General features: G+C 46.7%; 11 protein-coding genes. 8 read left to right on the forward strand and 3 right to left on the reverse strand.

Features of this window, described 5'->3' with window-relative positions:
- Positions 1–111 precede the first annotated feature (111 nt).
- Complete coding sequence (locus tag OIM59_RS14480; RefSeq protein ID WP_303897411.1) at positions 112–1,707, forward strand: DUF6377 domain-containing protein; 1,596 nt, start codon at positions 112–114, stop codon at positions 1,705–1,707.
- A 162-nt stretch (positions 1,708–1,869) separates the two neighbouring features.
- On the opposite strand, the gene OIM59_RS14485 is transcribed toward OIM59_RS14480, so the two are convergent.
- Together OIM59_RS14485 and OIM59_RS14490 are read right to left on the reverse strand one after the other, a co-directional pair.
- Positions 1,870–3,819 (reverse strand): RagB/SusD family nutrient uptake outer membrane protein, encoded by a 1,950-nt coding sequence (locus tag OIM59_RS14485; RefSeq protein ID WP_299172490.1) that lies wholly within the window; start codon positions 3,817–3,819, stop codon positions 1,870–1,872.
- A 22-nt stretch (positions 3,820–3,841) separates the two neighbouring features.
- Positions 3,842–7,018: a TonB-dependent receptor gene (locus tag OIM59_RS14490; RefSeq protein WP_299172530.1), complete on the reverse strand. Its 3,177-nt coding sequence runs from the start codon at positions 7,016–7,018 to the stop codon at positions 3,842–3,844.
- A 511-nt stretch (positions 7,019–7,529) separates the two neighbouring features.
- Between OIM59_RS14490 and OIM59_RS14495 the strand changes: the two genes are divergently transcribed.
- The 7 genes from OIM59_RS14495 to OIM59_RS14525 all read left to right on the forward strand — a co-directional run bounded on the left by OIM59_RS14495 (position 7,530) and on the right by OIM59_RS14525 (position 17,209).
- Positions 7,530–8,945, forward strand: coding sequence for a sulfatase (locus OIM59_RS14495; RefSeq protein ID WP_299172492.1), 1,416 nt, complete (start codon positions 7,530–7,532; stop codon positions 8,943–8,945).
- A 232-nt stretch (positions 8,946–9,177) separates the two neighbouring features.
- Positions 9,178–9,816, forward strand: coding sequence for an HU family DNA-binding protein (locus tag OIM59_RS14500; protein ID WP_299172495.1), 639 nt, complete (start codon positions 9,178–9,180; stop codon positions 9,814–9,816).
- A gap of 114 nt (positions 9,817–9,930) precedes the next feature.
- Positions 9,931–10,725 carry a peptidylprolyl isomerase gene (locus OIM59_RS14505; RefSeq protein ID WP_235816747.1) on the forward strand — a complete coding sequence of 265 codons (795 nt, stop codon included), beginning with the start codon at positions 9,931–9,933 and terminating at the stop codon, positions 10,723–10,725.
- A 12-nt stretch (positions 10,726–10,737) separates the two neighbouring features.
- A complete protein-coding gene (locus tag OIM59_RS14510) occupies positions 10,738–11,976 on the forward strand; it encodes a pitrilysin family protein (RefSeq protein WP_299172498.1) in 1,239 nt (412 codons plus the stop codon).
- Entirely contained in the window at positions 11,973–13,298 is a 1,326-nt protein-coding gene (locus OIM59_RS14515; RefSeq protein WP_299172501.1) for an MATE family efflux transporter, read from the forward strand. Before OIM59_RS14510 ends, OIM59_RS14515 begins: the two co-directional genes overlap by 4 nt.
- 3 nt (positions 13,299–13,301) lie before the next feature.
- Positions 13,302–15,815 (forward strand): ATP-binding protein, encoded by a 2,514-nt coding sequence (locus tag OIM59_RS14520; RefSeq protein ID WP_299172503.1) that lies wholly within the window; start codon positions 13,302–13,304, stop codon positions 15,813–15,815.
- Positions 15,816–15,853: 38 nt separating this feature from the next.
- Entirely contained in the window at positions 15,854–17,209 is a 1,356-nt protein-coding gene (locus OIM59_RS14525) for a sigma-54 dependent transcriptional regulator (protein WP_299172506.1), read from the forward strand.
- 290 nt (positions 17,210–17,499) lie between these two features.
- On the opposite strand, the gene OIM59_RS14530 is transcribed toward OIM59_RS14525, so the two are convergent.
- The gene (locus tag OIM59_RS14530) at positions 17,500–18,171 is read right to left on the reverse strand and encodes an RluA family pseudouridine synthase (protein WP_072543559.1); all 672 of its coding nucleotides are present in this window, start codon (positions 18,169–18,171) and stop codon (positions 17,500–17,502) included.
- Positions 18,172–18,226: the final 55 nt, after the last annotated feature.

Raw genomic sequence — 18,226 nt, forward strand, 5'->3', positions numbered from 1 at the left:
AACAAAATATAAATACATACAAGTATCAATATATTCATTTACTGTATGTTAATAACTTTTTAAGTGATTAAAATATAAATGAGATAACACATCCTATACAACCTTAAGGCTATGAGAATATTATTTTTCCTCCTGCTTTTCGTATGGGAAAGCAGCCTGCGGACAAGCGTTTGCGCACAAACCTCCAACGAGCGGATATTGGCACAACTTGACAAAATCATCGCCCAAAAAGAGAAATACCGGAACGAACGGGAAGCCACCATTTTTCAGATGAAGCAACACCTGAATTATGCCACAGACCCCAACGAACAATACAAGCTCTGCGGAACACTGTTCAACCTGTACCTTCACTACCAAGCCGACTCTGCCTGCCATTACCTTCGCCGAAAAGCATACTACAATTCCTTACAAAAGCAACCCGAAAGGGACATTGAACTGACCATCAACCGGGCAGAAGTGGAAGGAGTCATGGGCATGTACAACGAAGCGCTGGAAAAATTGCAGACCCTCAACCCGTACCAGCTGGACTCTCTCAACCAAAGATATTACTATTTCACCATCAGGGCCTGCTACGGATGGATGGCCGACAACACCGCAGACAAGTCTGTCAAAGAGAAATACCTGGAAAAGACAGGGCTCTACCGCGACTCTCTTCTGGAGATTCTGCCCGAGAACAGTAACCGCCAGATCATTCTGGCAGAAAAGATAATCCTGGAAGGGCACCCCGACAAAGCAATTCCCCTCTTGAACAAGGTGCTCACCTCCTCGTTGGATATGCAGGAAAAAGCCTATGTATACTATACCCTTTCTTTGGCGTATGAGGCTAAGAAAGACCTCGACATGGAAATCTATTACCTGGCACAGACCGCACTTATCGACCTGACTTCTTCCGTAAGGGAATATGCCGCCCTGCAGAAACTGGCCCGCTTGGTCTATCTGCAAGGCGATCCGGAAAGGGCATACACCTACGTCAGCTGTTCGATGAAAGATGCCGTGGCCTGCAACGCCCGCTTGCGCTTTCTGGAGGTCACCGAATTCTATCCCATCATCGACAAAGCCTACTCAGACAAGAAAGCCCAGGAAAAACGCTTGGGATGGATTCTGATGGTCAGCATCAGTTCATTGGCCATCTCGCTGATTGTGCTGGCATTCTATTTATATCATGGTATGAAGAAACTGGCCTTCATGCGAAGGGACTTGTCGAAAACCAATAAAGAACTGGTAGCCGTCAACAAGCAGTTGCAGCAAACAGGCAAAATCAAAGAGGTATATATCGCACGCTACCTGGACCGCTGCGTCAGCTACCTGGACAAGCTGGAGCAATACCGACGCTCCCTCGAAAAGCTGGCCATGGCATCCCGCATCGAAGAATTGTTCAAGGCTATCCGTTCGGAACAATTCCTGCGCGAAGAGCGCAAGAATTTCTACAACGAATTTGATAAATCGTTCCTGGAACTGTTTCCCCACTTCATCCGCGACTTCAACAATTTGCTCACCGAAGAAGGAAAGATTGAACCCAAACCGGGCGAAATACTGAACACCGAACTCCGCATCTTTGCACTTATACGGCTGGGAGTGACCGATGCCAACCGGATTGCCCATTTCCTAGGATACTCCCTGGCTACGGTCTACAATTACCGGAGCAAGATACGCAACCGCGCCAAAGGAGACAAGGAGAACTTTGAGCAGGAAGTGATGAACCTGTAAACTAAATTTTCCTCCTTTCCCGTCAAAAAAGAACCTCCTGCCTTAGCCTAAGTTTATTCTAACTATATGCTAAAAGCAGGAGATTTTTTACGCTTAAAATATTACTTTAATTTCTATTTTAAAGCAGCCTTTGTTCAATTTATCTTTTCAGAATCCAATTCATCACCAACCAGGATTCTGAGTCAAATTCGGATTTAACAGAATCTCATCCGTCGGAACCTGATACAAATAATATTTGTCAAGCCAACCTTTCCCTTCTGCAATCGGATCATTAAACAAATACAAATATCCCTCAGTCATAGATCCAGCCTGTCCGTCTGAAACTCCAGTGTTCGGATTATACAGAGTCATACTCTTTGACAATGCATATTCTTTGGTTACCCAAATCCCCTTAGCCGCGCGATTAAGGAACCAAGGAGCCATACGCCAACGGCGTACATCATAAAATCCGAAACCTTCACCCATCAGTTCTATGATACGTTCACGACGTACTTCCCACAACAACGCCGGAACCTGAGTACCTGCCGTATTGCCTTCTGGATAATAAAAAGGACGATCGGGATCAAAATTATCATTAATCTCACTAACTGTCATACGAGCCACTCCCGCACGATCTCTTAATTTATTGATACTTTTATCTGCCACATCCTGTGTAAATCCACCAAGTTCGGCTTTAGCCTCAGCATAGTTCAATAAAACCTCTTCAATCTTAAAAATAGGCTTATCCGCTACATTCAGCGTTCCATTGTTGAAATTTTCTTCCCATCCACAATACAATTTCCACAAATAATAGCCTGAACGACAAGTTACAAAAGCGCCCGTACCTAAATTTGGAATCTGTGGAACCAACGAAGCTGACCAGTTCTGAGCAGGAAGACGTTTCATTCCGACTCCCGGATTACTGCACGTATAGTTCGCACCCATCAAATCAATGTATTCACGGTCTGCCGGATCAGAAGTATATCCCCATGAGGCATTGGGATTTTCCGCAGGTTTGTTTGCTCCATTGGCTTCCACCTTATAAGGAGGCATAACCGTATGATACAGACGAGGATCACGGTCACGGAAAGTTGTGTACATACTCTTGTCGCCATGATATCCAGATGTGGTATTATGAATCGGTTTGCCATTTTTCATCAGATACAAATCGACTGTATTCTGATTCATTTCCACATCATGGCTAGAAGTATGCTCAACATAACAACCACCCTGAACCGGATTGATATCCTGCACATAAGACTTATACAAAATGACACCTGGTACAGTACCTAAATCTTCAGTGGTCCACATCTCCCCATATCCAGCTCCAGGTTGTCCGTCTGTTCCAGTATACAAGGTTGGATAATCTGCCATCAGCAGTTCTGATACACGCACGCATTCCTGTAGATATTTGTCAGAACCCTCCAGTCCATGATACTTACGCCAAGTACCTTCACGCAAAGTGAAACGTGACAAAGCAGCACGTACACAATCACGATTAATCGTATTGGAACCATCCTGTGATTTAAAGTCACCAATATGGGTTTCAGCCCACTGTAACCGAGCCAACACAGAATCAGCAACTTCCACACGAGGCATTCTTGTACCATAAATTTCTGGAGATGCTTCTGTCAACACCTTATTAACCCATGGCACATCTCCGAAACGGTCAATCAGTTCCATGTACCAAAATGAGTGAAAGAAATATCCCACAGACTGCCAATGTTCCTTTTCCGTTTCCGTCATATCAGACTCTTCAAGATGAGAAAGCATGATATTCACTCGCCGAATATATGAACTGAAGTCCCATCCATTGCCGGAAGCCGTACTTCCTTTTGTCTGATAGGCAAACTGATTAAAGCCACTCGGAGAACGCTTGTTCAAATAACCGGCATCCACATCTCCATCATACTGTCCTCCTGTGCCCCACCCATTATTCCGAGTCGAAGTACGAATCGTTGTATTTACAAACATCTCATAGCAGGGCCACATGAAGTTCTTAAAATTATCATAAGAATTAAACGCATTGTTTTCTGTCAGATCCGTAACTGGAGTCTTTTCCAGGAAACTATCGTTACATCCTGCAAACATCAGTCCGGAAACAACAGCAATGCCTATAAATAATTTTTTCATAACACGTCATTTTTATAATTGTTTACAATGAAAGATTTAAGCCAAAGGAAACAGTACGGAATGCCGGATAGTTCCAAGAAAGAGTTTCCGGATCTATACCTTTAGCCAATGAAGAGAAGGTTGCCAAGTTTTCAATACTTACAAAAGCTTTTAGCTGAGAAAGCGCCACTTTCTTTATCCATTGCTTAGGGAATGTATAAGAAAGCGTCACATTCTTAATGCGCAGATAAGAAGCATCAGACAAGTAACGGTCTGAAGTACGATAATTGGAACCCTGATTGCCATACCCTGCATAAATACGTGGATATTCAGCATTTGGATTCGCACATGTATAATCCCCAGCAGCCTCATCGACCGGCTTCCAATAATTATCCAAACCTTCATACAAAGGAATAAACTTATAATCCGAATACATAGGGAATGTCAACGTATTGGCCAACCAAGCATCCCGTTTTCCAGTTCCCTGCAAAAAGACGCTCAAATCGAAACCTTCGTAACTTACCCCCAGATTAATTCCATATAAATAACGTGGCATGCTGTTACCGATTATTTTACGGTCACCTGGGTTTTCCAATGTTCCATCGCCTGCATAAATCAAGTTCTCACCCTGTTCATCATCACGAAGATTCTTGAATTTTACATCCCCTGGACGAGGATTATATCCGTTAATAGCCACCACTCCGTCTTTCAGCTTCCATGTCTGAGTATCTTCAAAGTCATCTACGGAATAGAAACCATCATAAACATATCCCCAGATTTCACCTAGCTCCTGGCCTTCATAGAAACTGCTCAACAATTTTGATTCATTACTATCATATTTGGTAATTACACTTTTGGAATCAGAAAGATTAAAACCAATCCGGTAACCAACCTTACCAATCTGATCACGCCAATTCACATTCAATTCCCAACCACGTGTACGCATATCCGCCGTATTCTGATAAGGGGCAGACGCACCAACGACTGCCGGCAACTGCATACCCGGTGCCAACATTCCTTTGGTATTCTTTTGATACCATTCGAACAAACCTGATAAACGGCTGTTAAACAAAGAAAAGTCAATACCTACATTCGCTGTACCTACTTTTTCCCAAGTAAATGAAGAACTAATCAAAGATGGCAAAGAAGTAACAGCAGTCACCAAATTTTTATCAATCAACCAACCACTATATTTATTATTGATTGACATAGAAGGAATAAATGCATATTCCACGATATTCTGATTTCCAATCATACCATACGATCCACGAAGCTTCAACATACCCAACCAATCACTTGCGCCCTCCATAAATCGTTCCTGAGCAATGTTCCATCCTGCAGAGACAGAGGGGAAGAAACCAAAGCGAGAGTTTTTCGGAAAACGTGAAGAACCATCATAACGACCGTTCACTTCCAGCAAGTATTTATCTTTATAATTGTAATTTACCCGGAAAAAGCCACCACGTACCGCATATTCCGTATAATAATCATTGGCCTTCAAGGTAGAAGTACCACCTCCCAAGGAAGGAACTTCCACTACAGCCTGACCGTACGAATATACATCCACAGTTTCCTGATAACTGGATTCCTGGTTGTAACCAGCCATCACTTTAAAATGATGGTCTTTTGCTAAATCAAAACTGTAAGTTCCGTATAAGTTGATTGCATTGTAATTGGTATACTGCTTATACTTACGCAAATAGTCGTTTGAAGGATAAACATCTTTACCACACTGGATAGTCGTAAATTCCTGTACTCCGGTGTAATAGTGGTAATCATACATATTCTTATCAAATGTATATTCAAAAGCGATTTCCAATCCTTTCAATGGCTTCAGAATAGATTTCAAGAAAATACGTGGATTGTCATTAATGTTCTTGTCCGTATTGGCAGCCAAAATCTGATTCTTCGGAGTAAAGAAAGGCAAATTATCTTCATCCCCTTTTCCATATCCTTCCGGCATGGTTCCTTCCGGATAGAATGATGCCAAACGAGTTGTATAAATTCCACCTGCCGATGACTGAGGCTGCATGCTTTTGCTATGTGCGTAACTTAAAGTCGCTTCTTGAGTAAACCATTTAGTGATATCAGCAGAAATAAAGCTGCTGACATTCATTCTACTATAAGAATCTTTATTGGTTATCAACACACCGTCACTGTCCACCATACCAACAGACAAACGATAGCGAAGTTTCTCTGTACCTCCACTTACCGACAAATTGTGAGTTTGCTGGAAACTTGTTTCCAACATATTCTTTACCAAGTCCTTTTCATTCAGGAAATACAATGCACCATTTTCTTTATAAATACCATCTCCTTTTACATCCAAGGAAGAAGGGTCCTTCCTGTACTGTCCCAACAATTCCAACCAACGACTCACACTCGGAGCACCATAAGACCAGAACTGGTCACCTTCAGCATCCTTATAGGCCTGCAAATAGGTTTCAAGCGAAGTCTGTTTAGGCAAATTTATGGCATTGGCAAAAGCAAAATTATTGTTGTAATTCAATTGAAAACGTGTATCTCCTTTCGGACGTTTGGTGGTTACCAAGATAACACCTCCAGCCGCACGTGCTCCATAAATAGCAGAAGATGCAGCATCTTTCAATACGGTGATGGACTCAATATCATCAGGATTCAGCATGTCAATGTCACCCTCTACATTGTCAATCAGCACCAACGGAGCAACACTTGCGCCATAACTGCCATCGCTATTCTGGATTCCCAAGGAATAAGCTCCACGAATCTGAAAAGATTTGCTGGAACCCGCAAAGTTTCCTCCGCTACTTACCAGCAATCCTGGTACAGCTCCCTGTAAAGCATCTGCAGCTTTTGCCAGCGGTCTGTCTCCTAAAACTTCGTCCATTTTTACGGTTGTTACCGCTCCTGTCAAGTTAGCTTTCTTTTGAGAGCCAAATCCTACCACTACTACTTCGTCCAAAGTTTTTGTGTCTTCTTTCATGACCACCTCAATGGGCTGTCCATTCCACACAGCAGCCTGCGTAATGTATCCCACAAACGAAATCTCCAACGTGGCTCCCTTTTTGACGTTCGACAAACTAAAGTTTCCATCCAAATCTGTTATCACACCATTGGTTGTGCCTTTTACGACTACGGATGCCCCGATGATGGCATCCCCATTAATATCTTTCACAACGCCCCGGCAATCACCATTCTGCTGAGTGATAAAAGCATCGGCTGCTAGATTTTCAGCATGCATTTTTCCTGCTGGCAGGATAGAAAGAAGTAAAAGCATACTGACAGGTTTCAGGTTCTTAAACATGTCCTTCGATTTTAATAAAGAATTAAGGTTAACTACACACTCGCATTCTCAAGTAACTTTACAACTAAATGAGAATTCGCTTTTTTCGAAATACAAAAATAATCCAAAATATTAAATATACAAAATCTTGCAAGAAAAAAACGAACTAACTTTAATTATTAACAAATAATGCTGACATTATTCAATGACATTAATTAAGCAGATGAATTCATAAACATTTTTATAGCACTAGAAGAAAGAATCTCTTTTTTTAAAGAATATATCCACTAGGATTTGTTCTTATTTATTAGCAAAAAGACAAAAGAGTTTTTCTTGTAAATATATAAAGCCAGCTGATTATTAAACAAAATCCGCCAGTCCAACGCAACTATCCCCGATTTTCCTCAAAGAATCACTTTCAAAATAATTTCTATCTTTGCATATCATATTCTTCTAATCTTTTTATATCATGAAAACACCTTATTTTTTATGCTGTGGTTTAGCCTTTACAGGACTTATCCCGCTGCACGCACAATCCCACCAACTTCCCAATATCGTTTTAATCAATATTGACGACTTGGGATGGACTGACCTAAGCAGCAATGGAAGTAAATATTATGAAACTCCCCACATCGACCAACTAAAAAAACAAGGAATCTGGTTCCAGAAAGCCTATGCTGGTGCTTCAAACAGTGCACCAAGCCGAGCATGCATGCTTACAGGAATGAACACTCCCCGTCATGGCATTTATACGGTAGGAAATCCCGACCGAGGGAAAAAAGAACTTCGCAAGCTAATTAGTTATCCCAACCGAGAGGAACTTCCAGAAGGCATTCAAATCCTACCACAAGTCTTAAAACGGGCCGGATACCAGACCTTCCATGTAGGGAAATGGCATGTTACCCAAGACCCTTGCGATTGTGGAATAGATGTCAATATTGCAGGAAATCATGCAGGAAATCCCTCCACCTACTTTGCTCCTTACCAAAACAAAAATCTTTCCGACGGCCCACAAGGAGAATTCTTGACCGACCGTCTAGGAAACGAAGCCGCCCGACTGATTCAGAAAGTCAATAAATCCCAACCGTTCTTCCTTTATTATGCAACTTATGCCGTACACACTCCTCTCCAGGCACCAGAAGAATTAATCGAAAAGTACCGCCGAAAACAACCAACAACAGCACACTCTAATCCAGTATATGCCGCTCTGGTCGAAGTCATGGACCGAAATGTCGGTAAAGTACTCCGTGCCATTTCAGAAAGCGGACAGGCCGACAATACCATCATTATTTTTACAACCGACAATGGAGGAGTCTACGACATCTCCAAACAATGGCCTTTAAGAGCAGGAAAGGGAAGTTTCTACGAAGGAGGAATCCGTGTACCTCTGATTATCTACCAGCCGCACCGATTCGAACATAAGAAAATCACCGAAACAGCCGTTTCTCAGATGGATTTATTCCCTACCATCATGGAATGGACAGGAATTTCCGATTCACTCCAATTTGACGGGAAAAGTTTGATGCCCCTATTGGAAAGCGAAAACGATTCAGCGTTTAAGGAACGTCCACTTTATTGGCATTTCCCGGCTTACCTGGAAGGAGGAAATGTGGAAACCGTGGATATGGACTTCAGAACACGTCCTGTATCTGTCATTCTGAAAGACGACTGGAAACTTATTGAAAATTATGAAGACGGACGCATTGAACTCTATCACTTAAAAACAGATCTTGGCGAAAAACAAGATGTTTCACAAAACTGTCCACAAAAGGTAAAGGAACTTAAAACACTATTGGATAACTGGAAAAAGAGAACAAATGCTCCCTGCCATTTCAAGAAAAACCCTTATTATCAACCGAGCCAAGGGAGACAAGGAGAACTTTGAGCAGGAAGTGATGAACCTGTAAACACAAAATTCCCCGTCCAATTCTTGCTTTTCCCTTTAAATATAACTATCTTCACCAAGGAGAATTCTCTGTTTCACACTGTGGGATACAAAAACCACAGTGTGGGATACATATTTCACACTGTGAAATACAAATCCCGCACCATGGAACAGAGAAATAACCGAAGGAAAAGAAAGAATTCGTTTAAACCTTTTAAATTTATTACTAACGATGGCGGCAACTTACACCATGCAGGAGATGAAAGACCTGCACAACGAGGAGGAAACCCTTCTCTATCCGAGAATGATTATCAAAGGGCAATGCAGTACCGAAGATTTGGTGAATGACATTGCCAAACAAAGCAGCTACAGTGCGGGCGAAATAAAAGGCATGCTGGTGGCCCTGCACGAAGCCATGACCCGCGAAATGGCACGGGGCTATTCCGTCAAACTCGACCAAATCGGCACCTTCACTCCCTCTTTGGGACTGGCAAAAGGTAAAGAAGCTGAACTTCCCGAAGGAGATACCCGCCGGAATGCCCGCAGCATCCGCATCCGGAACATCAATTTCCGGGCCGACAAGGAGCTGATCCAAAAAACGAGCCTGCACTGCACGCTGGAAAGAGAAAATGGCACGTCCCGACTGAAAACCTCCCGACACAGCAGTGAGAAGCGACTGAAAATGGCTCAGAACTTTCTACTGAAACACCCATACCTTACGGTAGCCGACTACATGGAGCTGACCGGACTGAGTCATACGACCGCTGCCCGCGAACTGCAAACCTGGAGCCGTACGCCCGACACGGGCATACAGGCCAAAGGACAGCGCACGCATCGGGTGTATGTCACCGTTTCCCCTGAAGAAAAGTAAGGAGGACAAAGCCGGAAAGCAGCAGATAAAGAGTTTTTTTATACCTTTGCAAAACCATTCTTTTTTGACATGAAAAGATTTGCTATTTTATTCACACTGATGGCCTGCTGCCTGATGGCATGCACGGGCAATCAAAAAAAGACAACCGATATGGAAACTGGAAACGAAACACTTGTACGTCTGGAAACGACCATGGGCAACATCACGGTCAAACTGTATAACGAAACGCCCAAACACCGCGACAACTTTATCAAGCTGGTCAAGGAGGGCACTTACGACAGCACGCTCTTTCACCGTGTGATCAAGAACTTCATGATTCAGGCCGGCGACCCGCAAAGCAAGACGGCCACCGATACCACTACATTGGGCAACGGTGATGTGGGTTATACGCTTCCGGCAGAATTCAACCCGAAATTCTTCCACAAGAAAGGGGCTCTGGCCGCAGCCCGTCTGGGAGACGACGTGAACCCGAAAAAAGAATCTTCCGGCTGCCAGTTCTACATCGTAACCGGACGGAAGTTTTCGGAGGCACAGATGATCAGCATGGAAAACCAGTTGAACGACGCCCGCCTGGAAAACGTGTTCAACGAACTGGCCCGTAAGCACATGAAGGAAATCTACAAGATGCGGAAAGCCGGCGACAACGACGGCCTGCTGGAACTGCAGGATAGTCTGGAAACGCAGGCACGGGCCATCGTGGCCAAGGAACCGGCCTTGAAGTTCAGCCGTGAACAGATTGCGGCCTATACCACCGTAGGAGGTGCTCCTCATCTGGACGGAGCTTACACCGTATTTGGAGAAGTGACCGACGGTATGGACGTAGTGGACAAGATTCAGGCGGTCAAGACCAACCGGGCCGACCGTCCGGAAACTGATGTCCGTATTCTGAAAGCAACCGTGATTGAATAACCTGACACCCGCATGATTCAAGTAAACCGTCATACACTGGACAACGGGCTGCGGATTGTACACAATGAGGACGACTCTACCCAAATGGTCGCCCTCAACCTGCTGTACGACGTGGGAGCCCGCGATGAAGACCCGTCGCACACGGGCTTTGCCCATCTGTTCGAGCATCTGATGTTCGGAGGCTCCCTTCATATCCCTGATTATGACACGCCGGTACAAAATGCCGGAGGGGAAAACAATGCCTGGACCAACAACGACATGACGAATTATTACATCACCCTGCCGTTCCAAAACGTGGAAACGGGGTTCTGGCTGGAAAGCGACCGCATGCTCAGTCTGGACTTCAGCCCGAAAAGTCTGGAGGTGCAACGGCAGGTAGTCATTGAAGAGTTCAAACAGCGCAACTTGAATCAGCCGTACGGCGACGCTTCGCATCTGCTAAGGGAACTGGCTTACGAATCGCATCCTTACCGCTGGCCAACCATCGGCAAGGAGATTGCCCACATTGCCCATGCCACACTGGAAGAGGTGAAAGACTTCTTCTACCGTTTCTATGCACCCAACAATGCCATCCTGGCCGTAACGGGGCACATCACTTTCGAGGAAACCATCCGACTGGCACAGAAATGGTTCGGCCCGATTCCGGCCCGGAAAATCCCTCCCCGCCAGCTTCCGAAAGAGCAGCCGCAAACGGCCATCCGCCGCAAGACGGTGGAACGGAAAGTCCCCGTGGATGCCATTTACATGGCTTTCCACATGTCCAACCGCATGCACCCGGATTATTATGTGTATGACATGATTACGGATATCCTCTCCAACGGACGTTCTTCCCGCTTCGTACAGTCGCTGGTGCAGGAACAGAAATTGTTCACTTCCATCGATGCCTATATCTCGGGCAGTCTGGACGAAGGATTGCTCCACATCACCGGAAAACCTGCCGCAGGGGTTTCATTGGAACAGGCCGAAGAAGCCATCTGGAAGGAACTGGAAAAGATGAAGACCGTACCCGTCAGCCCGCAGGAACTGGAAAAGGTGAAAAACCGCTACGAGAGTGAGCAGATTTTCAACAACATCAACTATTTGAACGTGGCCACCAACCTGGCTTTCTTCGAACTGACAGGAAAAGCCGAAGACATCAACGACGAGGTGAACAAATACCGCGCGGTAACCGCCCCGCAAATTCAGGCGGTTTCTGCCAAATGTTTTGTACCTGAAAACTGCAGCATTCTTTATTATAAGGCAATTCCATGAAAAAATCCAACTACCGGGCACTTCTCTGGCTGGGCATCCCCATTGTCATCGGACAAATCGGGGTCATCGTACTGGGGTTTGCCGATACCTTGATGATAGGCCACCACAGCACGCAGGAGCTGGCTGCCGCCAGTTTCGTGAACAACATGTTCAACCTGGCCATCATTTTCAGCACGGGATTCAGTTACGGGCTGACCCCCATCGTGGGAAGCCTTTTCGGACAGCACCACCATGAAGCAGCCGGAAGGGCGTTGAAGAACAGTCTGGCAGCCAACACCTTGCTGGCGGTCATCGTCTGTCTGGTCATGGGACTGCTCTATTGGAACTTGGAACGTCTCGGCCAGCCGGAGGAACTGATTCCGGTAATGCGCCCCTATTATCTGGTGCTCCTTTCCTCCCTGCCTTTTGTGCTATGGTTCAACGGTTTCAAGCAGTTTACCGACGGCATCACCGACACGCGCATTTCCATGTGGATTCTGCTGGGTGGCAACGTGCTGAACATCGTGGGGAACTACCTGCTGATTTACGGGAAGGCGGGCTTTCCGGAACTGGGGCTGTGGGGGGCCGGCATCGCAACCCTGACCTCACGTATCCTGATGGTGGTGGCCTACCTGATTCTCTTCTTCGGCACTTCCCGCTACGAAGTATTCAAAAAAGGATTTACCCAAGGACATATCAACAGGACCGATTTCGGACAACTGAACAAGCTGGGATGGCCCATTGCCGGACAGATGGGCATGGAAACCGCTTCGTTCAGTCTCAGCGCCATCATGGTGGGCTGGCTGGGCAGTACGGCACTGGCATCCTATCAGATTATGATGGCCGTATCGCAGGTTTGCTTCATGATGTACTACGGCATGGGAGCCGCCGTATCCGTACGCATCAGCTATTTCTTCGGACAGAAAGACCTGGAGAATGTACGCCGCACGGCCCGTGCGGGCTTCCATATCATTCTGGCGATGATTGTGCTGACCGGTATCCCTATCTTCCTGCTCCGCCACCACATCGGGGGCTGGTTTACAGACGATGCGGCCGTGAGCCTCATGGTGGCCCAGGTCATCATCCCCTTCCTGCTCTACCAGTTTGGCGACGGCCTGCAAATCAACTTCGCCAATGCCCTGAGAGGGATTGCCGACGTACGTCCCATGATGCTGTTCTCGTTCATCGCCTACTTCCTGATTTCGCTGCCGGCCGGCTATTTCTTCGGATTTGTCTGCCAGTGGGGTGTGACGGGAATCTGGGCTGCCTTTCCTTTCGGACTCACCAGTGCCGGAATCATGTATTACCTGCGTTTCAGTTATAAAACCAAACAACCCTGTTAAACCATGTTTTCCACTTCTTCCAAAATCGTACTCGGCTACATCGTACTGGTCGGGTTGCTGATGGGAGCCTTCACCTACACCATCCAGCAGATGAACCTGCTCACCACTCCCTCCAACCTGAACGAGCAGCTGGACCATCGCCGCCACATCACCCACCGCATCATCAGCCAACTGTATGATGCGGAAATCATCGGTCAGACCCTGCGTACCGGCAAACTGAACGAATACTACCATTATCTGGAGGCCATGAAAGAAGTGAATGCATCCATCGATACCTTGGAAATCATTCTGACCGACACCCTGCAGCAGGCCCGTCTGGACACGGTGAGGAGTCTGCTCCGCCACAAACAGTGGAACATGTATGCCGTGCTGGAGGCCATGCGGAACACACCGACCGACCAGATTTACCAGGAACAGCTGGACAGCCTGATTGCCCAACAGGATTCCCTGCTCAGCACACCTCACATACGGAGAAAAGTCATCACGCACCACAATTCCTACACCATCCATCATAAAAAGAAAGGATTCTTCAAACGCCTGGCCGACGTATTCGCCCCGGGAAAGGAAGACTCCACCCAAGTGAGCAACGTGATACAGGAAGAATATACCGACACACTCGATGAGGTATATAACCCCATCGACACCATCAGCAGCATGATTACGGGCATCCAGCACAAAGTGTTCCAGACCCGGCAGAAAGAGACGGAAATGCTGAACGCACAAATCAACAACCTCCGTGTCATTGGAAGCGGCCTCAGCCAGCGTGTCAACCAGCTGCTGGAAAACATCGAGCAGGATGAGCAGGAGGCGGCCCGCGTCAAGCTGATGCAGGAAGAGGAAATACGGAAGGAGGCAGCCGAAACCATGGCGAAAATCGCCATTGCGGCCTTCGTACTGGTGTTGGTGTTTTCCATCGTCATCGCACGCGACATTACCCGCAACAACCACTACCGGAGGGAACTGGAGAAGGCCAAACTGTATGCCGAGAACTTGCTGGTGGCCCGCGAGAAACTGATGCTGACCATCACACACGACATCAAGGCTCCGGCCGGCTCCATCATCGGCTACATCGACCTCCTCATCCGGCTGGTTCACGACCGGAGACAGCAGTTCTACCTGTCGAACATGAAAAGCTCGGCCCAGCACCTGCTGGCTCTCGTCACCTCTCTGCTTGACTACCATCGGCTGGAGGCCGGAAAGATGGACTTACATCCGGTAGCTTTCAGTCCCCACGAACTGCTGACCGACATCTACCACAGTTTTCTTCCCCTCGCCGAGAAAAAACAACTCCAATTGACTTTCGACGACAAGCTTCCGGAGTCACTTACCCTGGAAGGGGACCCTTTCCGCATCCGACAGATTGTGGAGAACCTGCTGTCGAACGCCCTGAAGTTTACGGCAACCGGAGAAATCACGCTGGAAGCAGAATACCATGGCAACCAGTTCGTGTTCCGTGTTTCGGATACGGGCTGCGGCATGACCGCCAAAGAGCAGGAAAGGATTTTCAAGGAATTTACCCGCCTGCGTAGTGCCCAAGGCCAGGAAGGCTTCGGACTGGGGCTTTCCATCACGCACAAACTGGTGGAACTGCTGCTGGGAAAAATCGAGATTGAAAGTACTCCGGGCAAAGGCAGTACCTTCCAGGTATCCATGCCCTTACCTTCCATCGCCTCCAAAAAGGCCCCAGCAACGAACGAAAGTCCACTTTCCCTGCCGGAAACCTTATGGCGGGTACTCATCATTGATGACGACCGGATACAGATGCATCTCACAGAAGCCATGCTCCACAACGTCGCGGAGGAAGTGAAAGGACTAAAAGTGGAAACCGTCTGCTGTGAACATCCGGAAGAGCTTGTGGCCCAGCTACAGGCACACACCTTCCACCTGCTGTTCACTGACATCCAGATGCCGGCGATGAACGGATTTGAACTTCTCAAACATCTCCGCAGCCTGTCGCTGCCGCAAGCCCAGTCCATTCCGGTTATTGCCATTACGGCCCGCGGAGATATGGACGAAAACGATTTCCGTCAGAAAGGATTTGCCGGCATGCTGCAAAAGCCTTTCAACCAGTCGGACCTGAAAACGGTATTGAAAACCGTGTTATTTGGGGAAGAAGCGAATCCGGACACAGTCTGCCAAGAAATCCCTCAGGAAAAACAGGCGACGGAAGGAACGTACAACTTTTCTCCATTGACCGCCTTTTCGGAGGATGACCCTGAGGCTGCCAGAGAAATTCTTCGGACATTCGCACAGGAAACCCGCAAAAACCTGGAAAAGATACAGGTTGCCCTGCAAGCGGAAGACATGGAAACCTTGTGTGCCGTGGCTCATAAAATGTTGCCCACCTTCCTCATGATTGAAGCCCGACAAGCAATTCCTGCCCTCCAATGGCTGGAAGGGCAGAGAGGCACACACACCTATTCGCCTGAGGCCGTACGGGCTGCAAATCTCGTAGTGGAAGAAACCCGGAAAATCCTTGAATGCAAAATATTGAAGGATACGGAAAGGGTATCGTAAAAAAGATTATCTTTGTAAAAGCTATTAAAGAAAAAAACATGGTTCCGTCTATTTTAATCGTTGAAGATGATTTAACATTCTCTACCATGCTGAAAACCTGGCTGGGGAAAAAAGGATTTGAAGTGGAAACTGCGGGCACACAGGCAAAAGCACGCAAGCAACTCGGCGCACGTAGCTTCGACCTGATACTGTCCGACTTACGTCTTCCTGACCAGGACGGAATGAATCTGCTTTCCTGGTTACGGGAACAACAGAATGAGGTTCCTTTCATTATCATGACCAGCTATGCAGAAATACAAAGTGCCGTACGGGCCATGAAAGAAGGAGCCACGGACTACATCTCCAAACCGGTACAGCCGGATGAACTGCTGAAAAAAATCAGAGAAGCCATCCGACCGGAAAAGCCTTCTGCCTCCTCCGAGAAAAAGAAGACGGCCTCTCCAACCACCCATAGTTTTCTGGAAGGGGAAAGTGAAGAAGCCCGGAAGCTTTACAATTATGTCAGTCTGGTAGCCCCCACACAAATGTCCGTACTTATCAACGGAGCCAGTGGAACCGGTAAGGAATATGTGGCCCACCGTATCCACCAGCTCAGCAAACGTGCGGACAAACCGTTTATTGCCATTGACTGTGGCTCTATTCCCAAAGAATTGGCCGCTTCCGAATTTTTCGGCCATGTGAAAGGCTCGTTCACCGGTGCCCTGAATGACAAGGCCGGCGCTTTCGAAGAAGCCAACGGAGGCACACTGTTCCTTGACGAAATCGGAAACTTGAGCTACGAAGTACAGGTACAGCTGTTGCGAGCCCTACAGGAACGACGCATCCGCCGTATCGGTTCCACCAAAGAAATAGAAGTTGACGTCCGACTTATCAGTGCGACCAATGAGAACTTGAAGGAGGCTATCGCAAAAGGTAATTTCAGGGAAGACTTGTATCACCGTATCAATGAGTTCACCTTGCAGATGCCGGCTCTGAAAGAACGTCCGGAAGATATCCTGCTGTTTGCCAATTTCTTTCTGGACCAGGCTAACCGTGAACTGGAACGCACGCTGATTGGTTTCGACGCACAAGCCAGCGAAGCCTTGCAGAAATATCCCTGGCCGGGCAACCTGCGCCAGCTGAAAAATGTGGTCAAAAGAGCTACCCTGCTGGCCCAAGGAGACTTTATCACCCTCAAAGATTTGGGGGAAGAAATCAGTGAAAGAAAAATACAGGAAAACAACGACACGGAAACAGAAGAGTCGTTCATGCTGCATGATGAAGAAACCGAAAAGCACCGCATATTAAAGGCTCTCCAGCAAACCGGCCACAACAAGTCGAAAGCTGCGGCCTTATTAGGTATTGACCGGAAAACCTTATACAACAAGCTGAAACTTTATCAGATTCCACAATAAACGTGTGGAATATTTCCACACGTTCCACACTTATTCCACAGCGTTTGGTTCCTAAATCCCTTCTACAAGGCTTCTGGCGGTTTGGCACGGGTTTTGTGTTACATTCTACAAATAAACAAAACAATGAACAACCCAAACAAACTAGGCTAAACCCAACCCCATAGAATAAAGTTCTGAGATTGTTTACCTCAATTTAATTGAACTCTCAATTATTTTACAATCTCATGATAAAATGAAGATGCCTATGTGTTAAGAGAAGGGGACGCTGTGAAGCGTTTACCTTCTTATTTTTATACCATCCCAAAACCTTTCCAGAGATTTCCTTCAGGAAGAGGAGCTACCAGTTCGATGGGTTCCTTGGACACCGGATGGATAAACCGTACCCGGCGGGCATGCAAACAGATACTTCCATCGGGGTTGGAACGCGGGAAACCGTATTTCAAATCGCCTTTGATAGGGCATCCCATCTTGGCCAGCTGACACCGTATCTGATGATGACGTCCGGTCTTCAAGTCTACTTCCAACAGATAATAATTTTCCGAACGGCCTATCAGGCGGTAATGCAGTACCGCTTTCTTGGAGTTCTTCACCTCCTTATCGTAAGCGTACGATTTATTCTGTTTTTCGTTTCTGACCAGATAGTGCACCAGTTCTCCTTCCGTTTCTTTGGGTGCCTGCTTCACAATGGCCCAATAGGTCTTCTTCACCTCCCCGTTGCGGAACATTTCGTTCAGACGGCTCAAGGCCTTGCTCGTCTTGGCAAATACCACCAGCCCGCTTACCGGACGGTCCAACCGGTGTGTCACTCCCAGGAACACATTGCCCGGCTTGGCATATTTTTCCTTCAAATATTGCTTCACGGTTTCCGACAAAGGCACGTCGCCTGTCTTGTCGCCCTGCACTATTTCTGAAGCAGTCTTATTGACTACTATGATGTGATTGTCTTCGTAAACTACTGTCATATACAAAAAAATGAAGAACAGGAAATGAAAGAAAGCAGCTTCCCCCGATTCCCTA

This window comes from Bacteroides mediterraneensis, assembly GCF_025993685.1.
Lineage (GTDB): Bacteria > Bacteroidota > Bacteroidia > Bacteroidales > Bacteroidaceae > Phocaeicola > Phocaeicola mediterraneensis_A.